Origin of the sequence: Halovenus carboxidivorans (genome assembly GCF_009831575.1) — an archaeon.
Lineage (GTDB): Archaea > Halobacteriota > Halobacteria > Halobacteriales > Haloarculaceae > Halovenus > Halovenus carboxidivorans.
In genome coordinates, this window is the sequence record NZ_WUUT01000001.1 from 651,459 (window position 1) to 669,785 (window position 18,327).

The 18,327-nt window shown below is 65.3% G+C and carries 15 protein-coding genes and 1 tRNA gene; 8 read left to right on the forward strand and 8 right to left on the reverse strand.

Annotated features, from left to right (window positions below; all coding sequences use genetic code 11):
* Positions 1-16: 16 nt before the first annotated feature.
* A complete protein-coding gene (locus GRX03_RS03230) occupies positions 17-799 on the forward strand; it encodes a VOC family protein (protein ID WP_159762735.1) in 783 nt (260 codons plus the stop codon).
* Here GRX03_RS03230 and GRX03_RS03235 read toward each other — a convergent pair.
* From GRX03_RS03235 to GRX03_RS03250, 4 genes are all read right to left on the reverse strand, one after another.
* Positions 796-1,806, reverse strand: a complete 1,011-nt coding sequence (locus GRX03_RS03235) for a histone deacetylase family protein (protein WP_159762736.1) — start codon at positions 1,804-1,806, stop codon at positions 796-798. The genes GRX03_RS03230 and GRX03_RS03235 overlap by 4 nt on opposite strands.
* Positions 1,803-2,243, reverse strand: a complete 441-nt coding sequence (locus tag GRX03_RS16955) for a histone (protein ID WP_159762737.1) — start codon at positions 2,241-2,243, stop codon at positions 1,803-1,805. Before GRX03_RS16955 ends, GRX03_RS03235 begins: the two co-directional genes overlap by 4 nt.
* A gap of 62 nt (positions 2,244-2,305) precedes the next feature.
* Complete coding sequence (locus tag GRX03_RS03245) at positions 2,306-3,739, reverse strand: single-stranded DNA binding protein (RefSeq protein WP_159762738.1); 1,434 nt, start codon at positions 3,737-3,739, stop codon at positions 2,306-2,308.
* Positions 3,740-3,884: 145 nt separating this feature from the next.
* Complete coding sequence (locus tag GRX03_RS03250; RefSeq protein ID WP_159762739.1) at positions 3,885-4,505, reverse strand: DUF7504 family protein; 621 nt, start codon at positions 4,503-4,505, stop codon at positions 3,885-3,887.
* A gap of 175 nt (positions 4,506-4,680) precedes the next feature.
* Here GRX03_RS03250 and GRX03_RS03255 point away from each other — a divergent pair.
* Positions 4,681-4,753 (forward strand) — tRNA-Arg (locus GRX03_RS03255).
* Between the two features lie 415 nt (positions 4,754-5,168).
* Complete coding sequence (locus GRX03_RS03260; RefSeq protein WP_201289165.1) at positions 5,169-5,528, forward strand: hypothetical protein; 360 nt, start codon at positions 5,169-5,171, stop codon at positions 5,526-5,528.
* A 44-nt stretch (positions 5,529-5,572) separates the two neighbouring features.
* On the opposite strand, the gene kdgK1 is transcribed toward GRX03_RS03260, so the two are convergent.
* Complete coding sequence (kdgK1, locus tag GRX03_RS03265) at positions 5,573-6,514, reverse strand: bifunctional 2-dehydro-3-deoxygluconokinase/2-dehydro-3-deoxygalactonokinase (protein ID WP_159762740.1); 942 nt, start codon at positions 6,512-6,514, stop codon at positions 5,573-5,575.
* A 256-nt stretch (positions 6,515-6,770) separates the two neighbouring features.
* Between kdgK1 and GRX03_RS03270 the strand changes: the two genes are divergently transcribed.
* A complete protein-coding gene (locus GRX03_RS03270; protein ID WP_159762741.1) occupies positions 6,771-7,940 on the forward strand; it encodes a tubulin/FtsZ family protein in 1,170 nt (389 codons plus the stop codon).
* Between the two features lie 3 nt (positions 7,941-7,943).
* A complete protein-coding gene (locus GRX03_RS03275) occupies positions 7,944-9,350 on the forward strand; it encodes a cell division protein FtsZ (protein ID WP_159762742.1) in 1,407 nt (468 codons plus the stop codon).
* Between the two features lie 22 nt (positions 9,351-9,372).
* Here GRX03_RS03275 and GRX03_RS03280 read toward each other — a convergent pair whose 3' ends face one another.
* Together GRX03_RS03280 and glpK (GRX03_RS03285) are read right to left on the reverse strand one after the other, a co-directional pair.
* The gene (locus GRX03_RS03280) at positions 9,373-10,485 is read right to left on the reverse strand and encodes a hypothetical protein (RefSeq protein ID WP_159762743.1); all 1,113 of its coding nucleotides are present in this window, start codon (positions 10,483-10,485) and stop codon (positions 9,373-9,375) included.
* Positions 10,486-10,487: 2 nt separating this feature from the next.
* Positions 10,488-12,023 carry a glycerol kinase GlpK gene (glpK, locus tag GRX03_RS03285; RefSeq protein ID WP_159762744.1) on the reverse strand — a complete coding sequence of 512 codons (1,536 nt, stop codon included), beginning with the start codon at positions 12,021-12,023 and terminating at the stop codon, positions 10,488-10,490.
* A 407-nt stretch (positions 12,024-12,430) separates the two neighbouring features.
* On the opposite strand from glpK (GRX03_RS03285), the gene glpA reads away from it, so the two are divergent.
* Genes glpA through GRX03_RS03300 form a run of 3 tightly spaced genes read left to right on the forward strand, consistent with a single transcriptional unit; the run spans position 12,431 to position 16,810 of the window.
* A complete protein-coding gene (gene glpA / locus GRX03_RS03290) occupies positions 12,431-14,161 on the forward strand; it encodes an anaerobic glycerol-3-phosphate dehydrogenase subunit GlpA (RefSeq protein WP_159762745.1) in 1,731 nt (576 codons plus the stop codon).
* A complete protein-coding gene (glpB, locus tag GRX03_RS03295; protein WP_159762746.1) occupies positions 14,151-15,422 on the forward strand; it encodes a glycerol-3-phosphate dehydrogenase subunit GlpB in 1,272 nt (423 codons plus the stop codon). The genes glpA and glpB overlap by 11 nt, the downstream gene beginning before the upstream one ends.
* Entirely contained in the window at positions 15,419-16,810 is a 1,392-nt protein-coding gene (locus GRX03_RS03300) for an anaerobic glycerol-3-phosphate dehydrogenase subunit C (RefSeq protein WP_159762747.1), read from the forward strand. Before glpB ends, GRX03_RS03300 begins: the two co-directional genes overlap by 4 nt.
* Here GRX03_RS03300 and glpK (GRX03_RS03305) read toward each other — a convergent pair.
* Positions 16,807-18,324, reverse strand: a complete 1,518-nt coding sequence (glpK, locus tag GRX03_RS03305; protein WP_159762748.1) for a glycerol kinase GlpK — start codon at positions 18,322-18,324, stop codon at positions 16,807-16,809. The two genes, GRX03_RS03300 and glpK (GRX03_RS03305), sit on opposite strands and share 4 nt — an antisense overlap.
* Positions 18,325-18,327: the final 3 nt, after the last annotated feature.

The following is an 18,327-nucleotide window of genomic DNA, read 5'->3' on the forward strand; positions in this document are numbered from 1 at the left end:
TCGAAGACCAGCCTGTATGAACGGGATACTCGATCACACGATGATGCGCGTCGCGGACCTGGAGGAATCGATCGACTGGTACCAGACGAACCTCGAATACGAGGAGAAAGACCGCTACGAGGGCGACGGTTTCACCATCGTGTATCTCGGCCCCGAAGAGATGCACGAGGACGGCGCACTGCTCGAACTCACCCACAACGAGGGCGAAGACGACCTCGAACTCGGTGACGCCTGGGGGCACATCGCGGTCCGCGTCGAGGATGTCGAGGAGGCGTACTACGAACTGATGGACAACGGCGTCGAGGACTACCGCCCGCCCGAGGAGAACCCGGGCTACGCCTTCGTCAAAGACCCCGACGGCCACGAGATCGAAATCGTCGAGCGCGACCACGGTGCCCGATGGAGCATCGATCACACGATGATCCGCGTCGAGGACGCCGACGAGGCGCTCGGCTACTGGACGCGCAAGTTCGAGTACGACGAGGTCGGCCGCTGGGAGGCCGATACGTTCGCCAACTACTTCGTCGAACCGTCGGACGCGCCACAGGAGGCGATGAGCCTCGAACTGACCTACAACTACGACGGTCGTAGCTACACGATGGGCGACGCCTGGGGCCACGTCTGCGTCCGGATCGACGATCTGCAGGAGGACTGGGAGCAACTGATGACCCGCGAGTCGGCCGACTATCGAGATCCCGAGTCGTGTGACAACCTCTACGCGTTCACGAAAGACCAGGACGGCCACGAGATCGAACTGATCGAACGCGACCTCTCCGCCGACTCGCTGTTCCCGTTCTAGAGGCCCGGGAACTCCTCTGTTTTCACCGCGTCGATCACGTCGCGAGCGCCCTCGCTGACCGGTTCGTCGGGTTCGATCGGCTGGTAGCCGTCGAACACCTCGTGGACCTTCCGGACGCTGTCCGAGAGCGTATCGAGTCCGTACCCGCCCTCGAGGACGAATCCGAGCGCGGCGTCGGCGTCGTCCGCGATCTCCCGGACGGCCGCCGCGAGACAGCCAAAGCCCTCGGTGGAGACACGCATCCGCGAGATCGGATCGTGCTCGTGTGGATCGAAGCCGGCGCTTATGAGGAACAGATCGGGATCGAACGCTTCGACGGCGGGGCCGATGACCTCAGAGAGCGCGGCGAGATACGCCGCGGTGGTCGTCCCTGGCGCGAACGGCAGGTTCATGGTCGTTCCCTCCCCTGCCCCGGTTCCGGTCTCCTCGACGTCCCCAGTTCCCGGATAGAGCCCGTCTTCGTGGATCGAGGCGTAGAAGACGTTTCCCTGGTCGTAGAAGATATCCTGCGTGCCGTTCCCGTGGTGGACGTCCCAGTCGAAGATTGCGACACGGTCCGCCTCGCCGCTGTCGATCACCGACTGCGCTGCGATGGCGACGTTGTTGAAAAAACAAAACCCCATGGCGTCGTCTTCCTCTGCGTGGTGTCCGGGCGGGCGGCCGATTGAAAACGGCGTCTGCCGGCCGTCCGACCCCGACAGTGCCGCCTCGGCGGCCCACTCCGCGAGGCCGGCGCTCGCCAGCGCGGCCTCCCAGGTCCCCTCGCTCACGACGGTATCGGCGTCCCAGTTCCCGCCGCCGGAGTCACAGAACGTTTCGATGGAGTCGATGTACTCGCCGTCGTGGGCTGCGCGGATCCGTTCGCGCTCGCTGGGGTCGGCCTCGACGTATTCGACGCTGTGGGCGTCGGCGAGCCCCCGGCGGATCGCCCGCAGTCGGTCGGGGCTTTCGGGATGGCGCACGCCGGTTTCGTGGTCGAGACAGGTGTCGCTGTAGCCAAATTTCATTCAAAGTACTGCTTGAGTTCGAAGTAAGCTTCGACATCCTCCGACTTGATAGTTCGCCTCCCGGCGTGTCTGGCGAGAAACGCCGCGGCGGCGGCGATATCCTCCGCGTACGCCTCCAGTTGTGCCGCCAGGACGATCCGAGCGTCCATCGACACCCGGTACCGGTCGTCGATGTCCAACCGCGCGACCCGGTCGACCGGCGCAATCGGCAGGTCTAACTCCGCCTTGTCCGGCACCGACTCCGCGCCGAAATCGCTGACCATCAGCGTCTTCCGGCCGTCTTCGTCGGCCAGACGGGCGGCGTCTGCCGCCCGGTCTGCCCCCTCCCGCTGGATCTCCCGTGCCAGCGTCTCACCGGCTTCGGCACTCACACGAAGTCCGTCTGCGTGACGGCGAATTACGTCGTCGACTGGTGCGACCGGTAACTCGACGCTCATACGCCACAACGGGGCTGTCCGCATCTTAAACGTTCCGAACGGCCTGCTCGTCGCGTCAGGGCCTATAGAATCTCGTCGGCGTCTAAGGTCTCACCGTCGAGCGTCCCTCGCGCGGTCACTTCTTCCCCCAACTGGAGGTGGCTGTTCGTCTCGACTTTCATCGTCTCCGTCCCGTCGTCGAGTACGACGGGATTGCCCGTCTGCACGACGGTTCCGGTGAACTCCGTGGTGCCGCCACCGCCGGAACTCGTCTGTTCGTCCGAACTGCTCGGGCGTTCACCGTCGGCGAACTCGTCCAGCCCCGCGCTGTCACCGCCGTCGGAGACCGCCCCCGACCGATTACCGGAACCGCTCTCCTCTCCTGCAGACGGACCGCCGGCGTCGATCGTCGCGCCTTCGAGCACGACGACGGTCGACCCCCAGCCAGCGGAGGCTTCGAGGTCGTCCTGCCAGCCGTCTTGAATCTCTACGTCGGCGAGAAACAGTTCGTCACCCGGGCCGATGTCCAGGTCCGCCTTCTCTCCCCACAGGGCAACCCGGATATCGCCCGTGTCGTCCTGCACGCGAACGTTGCGGACCTGGCCCTCCGATCCGTCGTCGCGGTCGAACGTCCGTTTCGGATCCGTCGAGCGAACGACTCCCGCGATGTCGATCGTCGCGTCGAGTTCCGCCGACTCGATTGGCGTCGCGTCCGGCTCGAAGGCGACCTCCTCGTCGATCTCGTCGATCTCTCCGCGATCCCCGACGTGGAGTTCGAGCGACCCCTCCCGCTCGCGGACGTAGCCGTCGATGATCTCGACGGCGGTGCCGGACTCCAGTTGCTCGGCGCGGTCGGCGCGGTCGTCCCACAGCGTCACCCGGATTCGCCCGGTCTCGTCGCCGAGGGTGAGATTCGAGACTCTCCCCTCCGAGCCGTCGTCGCGGCTGAACGTCCGGACCTCCTCGGTCCCGAGCACCAGCCCCCGCACGGTCACGTCGGACTGTCCGAGCGTCAGCGAGTCGATGGTGGAGTCCTCGCCCGGCGAGACGTCGATCTCGACCTCGTCGTCGGGTTCGGCCTCGTCGACGCTGACCTCGAGGCCGTTGTAGCCGTCTTTCGGTCGGCCCTTGATCCGGAGCACGTCGCCGACATCGAGTTCGCCGTCGGAGATAGCCGCGGCTTTCTCGTCCCAGAAGGCCAGTCGGACCGTCCCGGTCTCGTCCGCCGCTTCGACGTTGATGACGCGGCCGTCCTCGTCCTCCTCGTCGCGCTCGAAGGTCCGCAGTTCACCGATCGAGAGCACCTTTGCGAGGAACTTCACCTCGTCCATCGCGGGTTCGATATCCGAGATCGTCTCGACCTCGTTGTCGGCGATCTCGTGCGCGATGATCATCGCGGCGGTCTCCTCGTCGGCCAACCCCTCCATCTGCTCGACTTTCTGCTCGACGGCCTCCCGGAACCGTTCCTCCGAGACGTCGGCATCCAGATCCGCGTAGATCTCCTCGATCGCTCCCATTACTGTCAGAACAACACGGCTGGTCGCCGCTTAAGCGTTGTCGTTGATCGATTCCGCCGCCCGATACACCTGCCTGTGGTCCCGTCCTGTCGGCTCATCGTGACTGTGGGTGGTCCCCCTTCGGTATATAAATCTGCGGGCGGGGCTACTGCTGGACGGTGACCGAGCCGTCGTCGTCGACTTCGATCACGGCGTCGAACAACCCTTTCAGCGTGGCGAGCGTCTGCGGGTCGTGTGCGTCCGGATCGAGGTGGAAATGTCCGATCCCGCCGACGGTCTTGACCCGTCCGGTGACGACGTGCAGAAACCGGAAGGCCCGCTGGAGGTCGGCGTACTGCAGCAGCGAGGTGATCCCGTCGAAACAGACTGCAATCTGCTCGTCGTCGTCGGCGGCGGTCGCCATCCCCGAGAGCAACTCGCTCAGTTCGATCCCGATCCCGGTGAGATCGGAGGGGTTCTCGACGGTCTTGACGGCCCAGGAGGGGTCGTCGATGTCTGTGTCGGCTTGGCCGATAGAGACGATGCCGCCCCGGACCGGCGAGACGCTGGCGTGAGCGAGCCAGTTTTCGACCCACTCCTCTGGGGTGTCGGTGTAGGTGACGGCCAGAATGTTGGTTTCGCTGGGCGCAGACTGGGTGAGCAGGTCGAGACAGACGTCACTTCCCTGCCCGCCGAGAGACGGAGCCAACAGCAACACGTTCGAAACTCCGGACAGCTCCGAGAGATCCGGCCGATCTTCCTCCGCTGTCCCTGCCCGCTCAGACATACCATACCATCTGTGTCGGTCGCCTAAAAGAATGCTGATTGTTTCCCTTCCATTTACCGGCCGAACGAACGGCCGAGGAGTATCTTGTGGCCGCTGCGGTCGTCGCCTTCTGACCCCGCCACTTCCCACCCCGAACCGTAACCCCTATCAGTACCTCCCCGCTACGTGGAGATGAGTCCTGATAGGGTAGTGGACTATCCTCTTGGCTTGCGGAGCCAGGGACCGGAGTTCAAATCTCCGTCAGGACGCTTTTCCAAACACTACGACGACGAGCGCAGCGAGTCGTCTGTGTTTGGTAAACGCCCGCCACGGAGATTTGAGCAGGGAACGGGAGATGAACGAGCACCGCGAGTGAATGGGAGTGACCGAGTTCAAATCTCCGTCAGGACGTGAACGCCGCAGCGACCGCTACGCAGTAGCGGTCGCAAGAAGTGAACGTCCTGACTTGCCCTGCGCTCACCCCGTTCGCGCAGGACTCCGTCAGGACGCTTTTCCAAACACCACGACGACGAGCGTAGCAGATACCATCTGGGATCAATCAACACAACCCCCGAGTACCGGGCGCAGACGGCCGGAAAACCCATCGTGGCCGTCCGGATCTCTCCAGTTGGCGAGCGATCATGTGGGGGTGGCTTTTTACAGTTCGCGGTCTAGCAAGCGAGTATGGAAGGGGAACTCGATTCGCGGTCGCTTTCGGGTCGGATCGTACTGCTCTGTCTCGTCGATCTCGAACAGGAGCAGTCGACGCCTGCACACACCGGCGAGGTCGTCCGCGAGTCCCGTGATCTGCTCGATTCGGTCGAGCGTGATCTCGTGGATTCGCTCTCCGAGGCGGCGGTCAACCGGGCGCTCAACCGCCTGGAGGCCGACGGTCTCGTCGAGATGTCCTCGCCCGCCGGAACGAGTCCGACCGGCAAGGGACGACCGAAGTACACGCTGGCGGTCGATCCGGCGGAGGTCGTCGAACCGCTGGCAGACGACAGTGAGGTCGCACCGTTAGCGGAGCAGGTCCAGACCGTCTGAACCACTCGCGGCGGGGACGGTGCGTCTGTCACTGGCGTCGATTCTCAGCGCTGTATCTCCGCTGTTTTCTCCTCGAGCACAGCCTCGACATCCGACTGCGTCACGACGGCGGCGTCACCAGCGATTGTTCGCTTCAGCGCCGCCGTCGCGGCTCCGTACGCGAGGCTCCGCGCCACGGACGCGCCGCTGAGAGCCCGGGAGAGATAGCCACCGACGAACGCGTCCCCGGTCCCGACTGGATCGACGGTCTCGGCTGACACGGCCGACTGCTCGACGGTCTCCTCCCGAGTGCGGGCGAGTGCGCCGTCCGGACCTCGGGTCAACACGACAGTCTCGCAGTCGAACCGCTCGCGAAGCCGCATCGCGAGCGCCTCTGGTTCCCCCTCGTACCCGAGCACCGACCGGACGTCGCGTTCGGGCGCGAAAAGCAGGTCCACCGCGGGCAGTAGCTCCTCGTACGCTCGTTTCGCTTCCGCGGCCGTCCAGAGTTTCTCCCTGTAGTTGAGATCGAACGCCGTCAGCGTCTCCGTTCCGAGCAGCGACTCCGTCGTCTCGAACAGCCGTTCGGACAGTGCGGGAGTGATTCCCGTGGTCAAAAAACACTCCGCTCGCTCGATAGCGTCGGTGTCCAGTTCCTCCGGTCGCGCGGTCTGGATCGGAGTGTTCTCGCGGTCGTACACGACCCTGCTCGCGCGTGGGCGCGCGCCCCGTTCGAGGTAATACGTCCCCTGTCTCCCCTCCTCGGCCCAGACGATCCGCGGGTCGGTTCCGTGTTTCCGCAGTGCCGTCTGGACGCGGCGGCCGAGCGGCGAGTCCGGGAGTTTCGACAGCCAGGCCGTCTCCAACCCCAGTCGCGCGCCCGCGACGGCGACGTTGCTCTCCGCGCCCCCGACGCGACAGCGTAGCTCACCCGCCGTTTCGAGGCGTTCGCCCGCCGGCGGCGACAGCCTGAGCATCGCCTCGCCGAACGTGACCAGCTCAACCATCTCCATCCCCCCGCTCCGCACCGTCGTGGTGTCGACTCTGGTACATATCCAGAGTACCACGGAAGCACAGATAAATGCCGAGGGCCCGTTCAGGTTCGTCCGTGGGATTCTCTCAGTATCAGTAACCATAGCGCCAGACGCACATTCAAATACGTGGACAACGTGTCCTCACCCAGATGGGGCCGCGAGGGATGGCCGAAAGATACACACGCTGTCCCCGATTACCAGCAGTAGACCATCTGAACCTCCAAAAGCTATGAAACTCGCAACAATCGGTGTCGGCAATGCCGGGACCAAAATACTCGATCGGATGCTCGAATTCGAAGAAGAGACTGGCCGCAATCTCTGTCGGCACGCGCTCGCGATCAACACGGCGCGGACGGACCTCGCGAAACCTGATTATATCCCCGAGAACCGCCGTGTTCTGATCGGTGACACCCACCAGGAGTCGAAAGGCCACGGTGTCGGTGGCGACGTAGACGTCGGCGCAGATGTCGCACAGACGGATATCGAGGAGATCAGACGTGCGTTCGACGACGTCGAAATTCACGATGTCGACGCCTTGCTCGTCTCTGCCGGCCTCGGTGGGGGCACCGGCAGCGGGGCCGGGCCGGTCGTCATCGACGAACTCCAGAAGATGTACGACGAACCGGTGTACGGCCTCGGTGTCCTGCCGGGGGAGTACGAGGGCGGCCGACCGGCGCTGAACGCCGCCCGGTCGCTGCAGTCGTTCGTCACGAAGGTGGACAACTTCATCGCGTTCGACAACGACGCCTGGCGCGCTCGCGATCAGACCATCGAGGAGGGCTACGACGAGATGAACCAGGAGCTTGCGACCCGCATCGTCACGCTGCTCGCGGCGGGTGAGCAGGACGAGACCGACATCGCCGAGAACGCGATGGACTCCAGTGACATCATGCGCACGCTGGATACCGGCGGTGTCTCCTCGATCGGTTACGCAGCCAGCGCGCTCGACGGGCAGGAAGGGCTGCTCAACAAGTTCCGTAACGGCGAGAACGTAGAGGGCGACGCCAGCGACGCCGCGAAGATCAAGGGACTGGTCCGTCGGGCGGTCAACTCCCGACTGACACTCCCTTGTGAGGTGTCGAGCGCCGACCGCGCGCTGATCGTCCTCTCCGGGCCGCCGGAGCACTTCGCCCGGAAGGGCGTCGAGAGCGCCCGACAGTGGCTCGAACAGGAAGCCGATACCGTCGAGGTGCTCGCGGGCGACGACCCGCGCCAGAACGCGACGCAGTTGGCCGCCGTCGTCCTGCTGTCGAACGTCACCGACACGCCGCGGATCGACGAGATCCAGGATCAGGCGGTCGACGCCCAGAACAAGATCCAGGCACAGGAGGAGGTTCGAGACGAGGAGATTGCCGAGTTGATCACCGACGACGACGACGAACTCGACCCCGTTGTCTAACACATGAAATTCGCACTCGTCGGTGTCGGTGGTGCCGGTGGCCGGATCGTCGACGCCCTCCGGAAGGTCGAGCAAAACAGCGACCGCGCCTTCTCCAACGAGCAGACGCTTCTGTTCGACACGACACAGTCGGCCTTCGAGGCCTACGATCACGTCCCTGCCGACCGTCACGTCCTCATCGGCGACACCCACCCCGACATCAGGGGAACGGGCCTCGACGGCGATATCGAACTCGGTGCCGAGGTCGCCGAGGAGGACACCGACGAGATCTACCGCGAGTTCGACAAACTCGCGACCCACTCCGTCCACGCGACGCTTCTGGTCGCGGGTCTCGGCGGCGGCACCGGCGGCGGCGTCGGTCCCGTGATCCTCGAAGGCCTGCAGTCGATCACCGACAACCCGGTCTACGTGCTCGGTATCCTCCCCGCCGATATCGAGGGCGACCAGCAGGCGTACAACGCCGCTCGGTCGCTGCAGTCCTACGTCGATCTCGCTGACAACGTGATCCTGTTCGACAACGAGGAGTGGGCCGACGACGGTGGCGACCTCGACGCACAGTACCCCCAACTCAACATCGAACTCGTCACGCGGATCATCGCCGTCCTCGGCGTCGGCGAACTCGAAGACGCCCCGATTGCCGAGACGATGCTCGACCCCAGCGATACGATGAAAGCGCTCGACTCCGGCGGCGTCTCCTCGCTGGGATACGCGACGACCGAACTCGACCGTCCCGACTCCCTGCTCGGCAAACTGCTCGCAATGTTGCGGTCGAATGACACGGAGCAGGAGATCACCGACGCGGCGAAGATCAAAGACCTGATTCAGGCGACCGTCGACTCGAAGCTCACGCTGCCGTGTTCGGTCGACAGCGCCGAACGAGCGATGCTCTCGCTTTCGGGTCCGCCAGATGTCTGTTCGCGGAAAGGGTTCGAGACGGGCCGGTACTGGCTCGAAAAGGAGACTGACACCGTCCAGATCTGGGCGGGCGACGAGCCACACGACGCCTCGCTGATCGCCGCCTCCGTGCTGCTGTCGAACGTCACCGATGTCCCGCGGATCGACGAGATCCAAAGGCGTGCGGTCGCGTACAAGCGCGAGCACGTCGAGGACTCCGACGCGAGCGACGAACTGTCCGCGGAGACTGTCGACCCCTCCGAAACGGCCGAGCAACAGACTGACAGCCCGGACGACGCCGCAACGCGGGCCGGTGAACCCGCGGACGACGACGGCGAGGAGACACCGTCGCCGACGCCCGACGGCGACTCTGCGGAGGCCTCGGGTGGCGGCGATACGGCGAAGACCACGGCTGACGGCGACTCTGCGGAGCCATCGGCTGACGGCGAGCGAGCCGTCGGCTCGGACACGGAGTCCAGAGTCGGCACGGAGGAGCGCATTCAGGATTCCGAGTAAAATACGACGGCGGAGAATCGAGTTAGATGTAGCCCGCATTCGGGAGCACTCCGAACACGGAGAGGACCGCGATGATCAGCATCGCGATCGCAATCGCCATCGCCGGTGGATCGACGTGGGTGCCCGAGTGCGAGTAGAAGATCCGCTGGGTTAACTCACCGAGCAGACCGCTGATGGCACCGAAGAGGCCGGCCGCGAGCAGCGGAATCAGATCGCTCCCGACCTCGGGCGCGACGACGGCCGCCCCGACGGCACCGATCAGGGTGATGTGATGCGTCACCGGGATCTTCTCGACGCCGAGATTCAAAAAGAGCAGGCTGATCGCCGAGATGCCGTACCCGAGGAAGAAACTCCCCGTCTGGAGGTAGATGTACCCGGCGAGAATCCCGGCGACGACGCCGATCGTCGCGACCCCCGACCACTTGTACTGGTGGGGGAGCCACGGCTCCGTCGCGAGTCGCCCCTCGTGTTCCGGCGGCACCGCACCACCGTCGGTGACGGCCTCCGGATGCGGGTCCTCGTTCTCGAACGGCGACATGTCGAGCGGGCTCGATCCGTTCGGCCTGCCCACGAGCGGGTAGCCGAAGACGGGTCGGGCGATCAGCGCCGTGGCGACGACAGACAGCGCGATGAAGTCCGTGGGCGTCCGGATTCCGATGACGTTGACGAACAGTCCGCTTCCGAATCGTCTGATCAACATCCCGAGGAGACCGAACACCGCGCCCACAGCGAGAATGTCAGGTTTGGTCCCGAACGCGTACAGGATGTTCTTGCCGAAGTGATAGTCCCAGTCTTCGGGTTCCATCTCGGGGTATTTCTTGCCGGCGTACGCCGAGGCCGCGACACCACCGGCGAAGGCGATGTGTGGCCCGACTACCGGGCCGAACCCGATTGTGCCGGTGACTCCCGCCGCGAAATCCCCCTGCGGGACCGCCGTTACCTGGTTCGTCAGCACCGACTGGAGGATGTTGAGTCCCTCCCCGAGGAACACGACGAAGCCGGTGAAGATAAACGCCGGCAGCGCACCGATCGCCGCGCCGAACGCCCCCCCGGCGAGCGCGGTGAGCACGAGGATCCCGAACCGCTCCCACGGCATCTCAACGACCGGAACGGTGAGTATAACCCCCCCGAACATCGTCACTCACCCTCGTCTTCCGCCCAGTTGAGCGAGCGTTCGACGGCGTCTTTCCAGCGGTCGTACTTCTCGTCGACCTCTTGGCGGTTGCGCTCCGCCTGGAAGTCCTCGTCGACGTGCCAGTTCTGTCTGAGGCTGTCGAGATCCTCCCAGTAACCGACCGCGAGTCCGGCGGCGTACGCCGATCCGAGTGCGGTCGTCTCGTCGACCTCCGGGCGAACGATCTCGGTCTGGAGAATGTCCGCCTGCAACTGACAGAGGAAGTTGTTCTTGACCGCGCCGCCGTCGACGCGGAGACTGGTGGTCTCGACGCCCGAGTCCGCCTCCATCGCCTCCGCGACGTCTCGGGTCTGGTACGCGATCGCTTCGAGGGTGGCCCGAACGAGGTGCTCCTTCCGGGTGCCCCGAGTCATCCCGACAATCGTCCCGCGGGCGCGGCCGTCCCAGTGCGGCGCGCCAAGCCCGGTGAAGGCGGGGACGAAGTAGACGCCGTCGGTCGAATCGACCGAACGAGCGAGACCGGCGGTCTCGGCGGCGTCGCTGATCAGTTCCAGGTCTTCGAGCCACTCGATGGCCGCGCCGGTGATGAAGATCGACCCCTCCAGCGCGTACTGGACGGGTTCGCCGGACAGTTGGAATCCGATCGTCGTCAACAGCCCGTGATCCGAGGCGACGGCCTCGTTGCCGGTGTTCATCAGGTAGAACGACCCCGTCCCGTAGGTGTTTTTCGCGTCGCCGGCGTCGAAACAGGTCTGGCCGAACAGGGCGGCCTGTTGGTCGCCGAGCGCACCGGCGACCGGGATCTCGGCGCCGAGAAAGCCCCCCGCGTCGGTGTAGCCGTAGGTGTTCTCGTCCGAAGAAGGCCGTACCTCGGGGAGCATCGCCCGCGGAATCTCGAACTCCTCGAGCAGTTCGTCGTCCCACTCCAGATCACGGACGTTGTACAGCATCGTCCGCGAGGCGTTCGAGACGTCCGTGATGTGGTTGCCGGTCAGGTTGTAGATGAGCCACGTGTCGATAGTTCCCATGAGCAACTCGCCGTTGCGGGCGCGGTCTTCGAGCGCGTCTCCGCCCCGGTCGGTGCCGACGGGGTCGGCGTTTTCGAGCAGCCACTCGGCTTTCGTCGCCGAGAAGTACGCGTCCGCCTCCAGCCCGGTCTTCTCGCGGATCCACTCGACTTTATCCGCCTCCTGTAGCTCCTCGACGCGGTCGGTCGTCCGGCGGTCCTGCCAGACGATGGCGTTGTGGATCGGCTCACCGGTCTCCGCGTCCCAGACGACCGTCGTCTCGCGCTGGTTCGTGATCCCGAGCGCTTCCAACTGCTCCGCGTCGAGTCCCGCCTCGTTGAGTCCTTCCAGTACGACCTCTTTCGTGTTCTGCCAGATCTCCCCCGCGTCGTGTTCGACCCAGCCTGGCTCCGGGTATATCTGTTCGTGTTTCGTGTAGGCGTTTGCCACGACCTGGCCACCGTGGTCGAATACCATGAACCTGGTACCGGTGGTCCCCTGGTCGATTGCGCCAACGTATGTGTCTGACATCGTGTTCCCTCCAAGAGGTGGACGCTGAACGCTTTCCACCCTATTGACACTCATCAGAAGGAACCGTAATAAATGCTATTGATGGTTCGGTACAGCCAGTAAAGTATAACCGTCCGGCAGTCTCCGCTCGATGTCTACCGAGCGTTCCGCCAAAGCCGGCTACGGGACGACAGGTGGCGCGTCGCGGGCCGCCGCCGGAGTGAGTCGCCCCCTCGGACGTATCGTGTCACATGTCCACAAGTCTTATTATTTTGACGAACATATTCGCAGTAGGCACACCGGCAGCACCCCTGCCCGTCGTGTGCTCGCCCGCGAGCGCCGGGCGCTCGGTACCGGGTGAGATTATTTTATCGATGCTGTATACCTGTCGATAAGATAAAGTGGGTCGCCTCCCAACACGGTTGCAGATGCCATCTACACCACACGTTGTCGTCATCGGCGGCGGGTCGACCGGGGCGGGGATCGCTCGTGACCTGTCGATGCGGGGGGTGGAGGTGACACTGCTCGAGCAGGGGAACCTCACACACGGGACGACCGGCCGGATGCACGGCCTGTTACACAGCGGGGGGCGATACGCGGTCGCGGACCAGGCCAGCGCCGAGGAGTGTATCGAGGAGAACCGTGTCCTCCGGGACATCGCCAGCCACTGCGTCGAGATGACCGGCGGGCTGTTCGTCAAGCGGCCCGAGGACTCGGAGGAGTACTTCCAGGAGAAACTGGCGGGCTGTCGGGAGTGTGGGATTCCGGCCGAGGTCATCTCCGCCGAGGAGGCCCGGTCGATGGAACCACACCTCGCCGCGGACATCGAGAAGGCGATCACAGTTCCGGACGGCGCGGTCGATCCGTTCCGGCTGGTCGTCGCGAACGCCGCCAGCGCGCAGGAACATGGTGCACGGATCGAGACCCACTCGACCGTGACGGATCTTCTCGTCGAGGACGAGGAGGTCGTCGGCGTCGAAGTCGAGCACGCCTCCGGGCCGGGCAAGCGCGTCCACGGCACCGAGGGCGGACGCGAGGAGATCCGGGCGGATTACGTCGTCAACGCGACGGGCGCGTGGGCGGGTCGCATCGGCGAGATGGCCGGCGTCGACATCGAGGTCAGACCATCCAAGGGCGTCATGACGATTATGAACGTCCGCCAAGTCGATACCGTCATCAACCGGTGCAAACCGAAAGGCGACGCCGACATCGTCGTCCCACACGAGACGACGGCGATTCTCGGCACGACCGACGAGGAGGTCGACGACCCCGAGGACTACCCCGAGGAGCAGTGGGAGGTCGACATGATGATCGACACGCTGAAAGAGTTGGTTCCGATGCTCGAAAAAGCCCGCACAATCCGTTCGTTCTGGGGCGTCCGCCCGCTGTACGAACCGCCGGATGTCGGCAGCGAGGATCCGACCGACATCACCCGGGATTACTTCCTGCTCGATCACGCCGAGCGGGACGGACTCGACGGGATGACCAGCATCGTCGGCGGAAAGTTCACGACCTACCGGATGATGGGCGAGGAGATCAGCGATCACGTCTGCGAGAAGTTCGGCATCGACGCCGACTGCCGGACCGACGAGGTGCCGCTTCCGGGCAGCGAGGAGTTCTCGGTGCTCCGGGATTACATGGACGAGTTCGGTCTTCGCTCGCCGATCGGCCGCCGCAGCGTCGAACGACTCGGCTCGCGGGCCGAGGAGGTGCTGGATACGGACGAACCCAATCCCGTCGTCTGTGGCTGTGAGGGCGTCACCCGCGCGGAGGTCCAGGACGCTATCGAGGGGGCTGGCTCGGACCTCAACGCCGTCCGAATCCGAACCCGCGCCTCGATGGGGAACTGCCAGGGCGGTTTCTGCTGTCACCGACTGGCGAACGAACTCTCCCGAGAGTACGACGAGGTGACTACCCGGGCAGCCTGGGACGAACTCCTCCAGGAGCGCTGGAAGGGTCAGCGTCACGCGCTGTGGGGCGAACAGCTCTCACAGGCCATGCTGAACTACGCCATGCAGGCGGCCACCCAGAACCGCGACAGCGACCCCGCCGACGGCGACGACATCGAGTTCGCCGCCTTCGACGGCGGGAGGGAAGCGCCCGACCCGAGCGCCGACGAGGCCGGCGTCGCGACCGACGGAGGAGAAGATGGCCATTGAGTCGGACGTACTGGTGATCGGCGGCGGCCTGGCCGGACTCACGAGCGCGCTCGCCGCCGCTCGGGCGGGAGCCGACACCCGGCTGGTCTCCTACAAACAGAGCACGCTCCGGAACGCTTCGGGCCTCATCGACGTTCTCGGCTACACCTCCGACGGTGAGGGACCGCTTGCCGACCCCTACGCGGCGATCCCTGATCTCCCCGAGGAACACCCGTACCGCACCGTCGGCGTCGATACCGTCCGGACGGCGATGTCTGCCTTCGACGACGCAGTGCCGAGCTATCGGGGCGGCCACACCGACCGGAACGCCCTCGTCCCGACTCACGGGGGGACGGTCAAGCCGACGGCCCGGTATCCCGACAGCGCCGCCGATGGGCTGGCAAGCGACGACCGCGACGTGGCGCTGGTCGGTCTCGAATCCATGACGGACTTCGACGCACGGCGGGCGGCGGCCCACCTCGAAGCCGCCGGCGTGCCCTTCGACGTGCGCGGAATCACGGTTCGATTCCCCGGCGACCTCCGGCCCGACGCCAAGGTGACCCGGTACGCGAAACTCCTCGATGCCGACGAGGAGGTCTCCGTCAGGGGGCGACGGCGGCCGGCGCGGGCGGCCCTGGCCGAGCGCGTCAACCCCGAACTGCGCGGCGAACCGCGGGTCGGCTTTCCGGCGATTCTCGGGGACGACGAGGCGACGGCCGTCCGCGAAGAACTGAGCGAGCGCCTCGGTGCGGCGGTGTTCGAGGTGCCGATGGGACCCCCCTCGCTGCCCGGCTTGCGACTCGAAGACCGCCTGTTCGCGGCCCTCTCCGAGGCCGGCGCGAGCATCGAGACGGGCAACCCGGTCACGGAGTTCGACGGCGAGGACCGGATCGAACAGGTATATATCGAGAAAAACGGCGCGAAGATTCCCAACAGCGCCGAGCAGTACGTCCTCGCGACGGGCGGGCTGGTCGGGAAAGGCGTCGAATCCGACCGCGAGGGCGTCTACGAACCGATCTTCGACTGTCACGTCGCCCACCCCGAAGACCGGTACGACTGGTTCGATACCGACGTCTTCGGTGACCACGAGTTCGCCGGCTTCGGGGTTCGGACCGACGAGCAGTTGCGACCGCTCGACGCCGGCGGTACCGTCGAGTTCGAGAACCTCCGGGCGGCCGGCTCAGTACTGGGCGGCTACGACTTCGCCGCCGAGAAATCCGGCAGCGGCGTCTCGATTGCAACGGGCTACGACGCGGGCACCAACGCGGCATCAGAATCATGAGCGACGCAGACTCTCCACCGACAGACGCACCGAGCGACGACAGTTTCGAACCCGTCGAGCCGAACACCGGCGAGGAGTTCGAACCCGTCGATGTCTTCCCCGACTCCGAGGACTTCGACCTGCGACCCGGCGCGGACTCCTGTTATAAGTGCTCGACATGTGATACGAACTGCCCGGTGGCGGAGGTCGACGACGAGTTCCCCGGGCCGAAGTTCCAGGGGCCCGAACAGTGGCGGCTGAAACAGACCGACGACGACCACACCGTCGACGACTCGATCATGGACTGCTCGAACTGTATGCGGTGTGATAACGCCTGTCCGTCGGGAGTCCCGCTCTCGCAGATGCACAACACCGCACGCGGGGAGTACGTCAGCCAGGAGATGTCGAAAACCTCAGTCGAGTACTGGCGCAACCGCATCCTCTCGAACTACCGCACGTCGGCGTGGCTGGCGAGCAAACTCCCCCGGGTCGCGAACTTCGCGATGAACTTCGGGCCGGCCCGCTGGCTCATGGAGAAGACGATGGGCGTCACCAAGGAGCGGGAGTTTCCGGAGTTCGCCCGGCAGACCTTCCGGGAGTGGTGGGCCAGCGAGGGCGGTGCCGCCGGGTCGAGAGAGCGCGCCCGCGAGCGCCGCGAGCGCCGCGGCGACCCGGTCGACGCCGACAAGAAAATCGCGTACTTCCACGGCTGTTACTCCAACTACAACACGCCCGAGGTCGCGAAGGCGCTGGTCCGCGTCTACGAACACTTCGGCTACGAGATCGTCGTCCCCGACCAGAAGTGCTCGGGCACGCCGATGTTCGCCAACGGGATGCTCGCGGACGCGCGGCGTCACGCCGAGGTCAACATCTCCTCGATGGCCGATCTGATCGAGGAGGGCTACGACGCCATCGCCTCCTGTACCTCCTGCTCGATGGCTCTGCGCCAGGAGTACCCCGAACTGTTCGACATCGAGGGCGTCGACGACGTTGCCGCACACACCTTCGAGTCCGTCGAGTACCTGCGGATTCACGAGGACCTGAAGGGGGCGGTGCAGGCGGCGGAGATCGACGACGACCTGGCCGAGGAGTTCGCCTACCACGCGCCGTGTCACGCCCGCAACCAGGGGCTGGACCGCCAGGCGGTCGAGCTATTCGGTGATCTCGACGGCGTCGGGATCGAAGATGTCGGTGACTCCTGCTCGGGCATCTCCGGCACGTACGGCTGGAAGGCGGAGAAATACGAGAAGTCCATGCAGATCGGCGAGGAGATGTTCGAGCACATGGAGGCGGCCGACGGCGAGGTCGGCATGACCGAGTGTCCGACCTGTGCGATGCAGATGGAACACGGGACGGGCTACGAGATCCGTCACCCGATGGAACTGCTCGAAGCGGCCCTGGTCGATTAGCGGTCCGCCCACTCCCGGCACTGCTCGACGGCGTCGAGCCACCGCTCGTACTCTCGGTCGATCACGTCGGTTTCGCCGTCGGGGTCGAACTGCGCGCCCAGTTCCCACTCCGGAAGGTCTTCGGGCGAGTCCCAGTAGCCGACACAGAGCCCGGCAGCGTAGGCCGCCCCGAGCGCCGTCGTCGCGTCGACGGCCGGGCGTCGAAGCTCTCTCTGCAACAGATCGGCCTGCAACTGACAGAAGAAATCGTTCTTGACGACGCCGCCGTCGACGTGAATCGGCTCGGTCTCCCAGTCCGTCTCCGCGGCCATCGCCTCGATCAGCTGTCGGGTCTGGTAGCCGACCGCTTCGAGGGTCGCCCGGACGAGTTCTCCGCGGTCGGTCCCTCTGGTCAGCCCGTGGATGGTGCCCCGCGCTCGCGGCTCCCAGTACGGCGTTCCCAGTCCGTCGAACGCGGGGACGAGTGAGACGCCCCCGCTCGATTCCGCCGCGCTGGCGAGAGATTCGATCTCGACGGGGCTGTCGACCAGCCCGACGGAATCGAGCCAGTCGATCGCGCCGCCGGTCGTCGGTGCCGCCCCTTCGAGGGCGTACTGTACGGGCCCGTCGCCCAACTGGAACCCGACCGTCGTCAACAGCCCTCGCTCGGAGCCGATCGGCTCCGGGCCGGTGTTCATCAGCGCGAACGTCCCGGTGCCGTACGTGGCCTTGAGATCACCGGGGTCGAAACAGGCCTGACCGAGCAGGGCGGCCTGCTGATCGGCGATCACGCCCGCGACCGGGAGCTCGGTCTCGAAGACGCCGGCCTCGTCGGTCCGGCCGTACACCGCGGAAGAGGGGTTCACTTCCGGCAGCATCGGTCGCGGGACGCCGAACTCGGCGAGCAGTTCGTCGTCCCAGGCCAACTCGTGGATGTCGAACAGCATCGTCCGCGAGGCGTTCGAGACGTCAGTGGCGTGGACGCCCGTGAGCTTGTAGACGAGCCAGGAGTCGACCGTCCCGAAGCACAGCTCTCCGTTCCGCGCACGAGCCCGAAGATCTCCCCTCCCGGAGGTGCTGACGCCGTCGAGCAGCCACTCGAGTTTCGGTGCCGAAAAAAAGGCGTCCGCCGCCAGTCCGGTCCGCTCTCGGATCCACTCCACGTCCTCCGACCGGAGGTCGTCGAATCGGTCGCTGTTTCGCCGATCCGACCACACGACGGCGTTGTGTACCGGTTCGCCGCTCGCCCGCTCCCACAGTACCGTCGTTTCGCGCTGGTTTGTCACCCCGAGACCGGCGAGCTGTGACGGCTCGATCCCGCCGCGGTCCAGCCCGTTTGCGATCACACTCTGGGTGTTCTCCCAGACCTCTCGGGGGTCGTGTTCCAGTCGCCCCGGGGCCGGAACGATCTGCTCGTGGCGCTCGTAGGCGCTCGCTTGGACCTCCCCGCTCTCGCCGAAGACGAGAAACCGTGTCCCCATCGTCCCCTGATCGATCGCCCCGACGTACGTCTGTTCCTGTCGATCAGAGGCCATTTC